Annotated in this window: 1 protein-coding gene; it reads left to right on the top strand. The window is 66.9% G+C overall.

What is annotated here, in order from left to right; genetic code table 11:
• Window positions 1-133: 133 nt before the first annotated feature.
• Window positions 134-897 (top strand): IS256 family transposase (locus CF8_RS19950; protein ID WP_036491608.1); only part of this gene is annotated, 764 nt, incomplete at its 3' end.

Raw genomic sequence — 897 nt, 5'->3', positions numbered from 1 at the left:
GGGAGAGTCCCCTGGAGTGGTGTAACTCGGGCCCGCTGACGGCGGCCGGCTCGTGTCGGTCCCGGATGTAGGTGGGCCACCGCGTGAGGCTTTGTGAGAACCGACCAAGGAACTCACGAAAGGCTTCAACACGATGGCCCTGTCCCAGTCTGCCCTGCTCGAGCTCGTCGAGGTGCTCAAGACCACCGATGCCAGCGAACTGATGCGTCAGATGCTTGCCACGATGCTCCAAGAGCTCGTCGATGCCGAAGCATCCGCGTTCAACGGTGCGCTCCCGCATGAGCGCACCGATGCCAGAACCACCCAGCGGAACGGCACCCGCGAGAAGATCGTCACGACCGGTATCGGGGACGTGAACCTCAAGATCCCCAAGACCCGCACCGGGTCGTTCTTCCCCGCCCTGCTGGCCCCACGACGTCGGATCGACGTCGCCCTGCACGCGGTGATCATGCAGGCCTACATCGAGGGCGTCTCCACCCGTCGCGTCGATGATCTGGTGATCGCGATGGGCGGCACCGGGGTCTCCAAGTCCGAGGTCTCGCGGATCTGCGCCCAACTCGATGCTGAGGTCGCGACCTGGCGGACCCGGCCGTTGGACGAGCAGCCGTTCCCCTACGTGTTCCTCGACGCGACCTACTGCAAGGCCCGGATCAACGGCCGCGTCGTGTCCCAAGCCGTGGTGATCGCCACCGGCGTGTCCGCCGACGGGCACCGTGAAGTGCTGGGCTGCCAGGTCGGTGACAGCGAGACCGAGGAGTTCTGGACCGAGTTCCTCCGCGACCTCCGTGCCCGTGGCCTGGGCGGTGTCCAGCTGGTCATCTCCGATGCCCACGCCGGCCTCGTCGCCGCAGTCGCGACCGTCCTGCAGGGTGCCGCGTGGCAACGCTGCCGAGTCCA

This window comes from Nocardioides sp. CF8, from assembly GCF_000389985.1.
Classification (GTDB): domain Bacteria; phylum Actinomycetota; class Actinomycetes; order Propionibacteriales; family Nocardioidaceae; genus Nocardioides; species Nocardioides allogilvus.
Note: the sequence above shows the minus strand (reverse complement) of the source record. Positions and strands in the feature narration are given on the sequence as shown.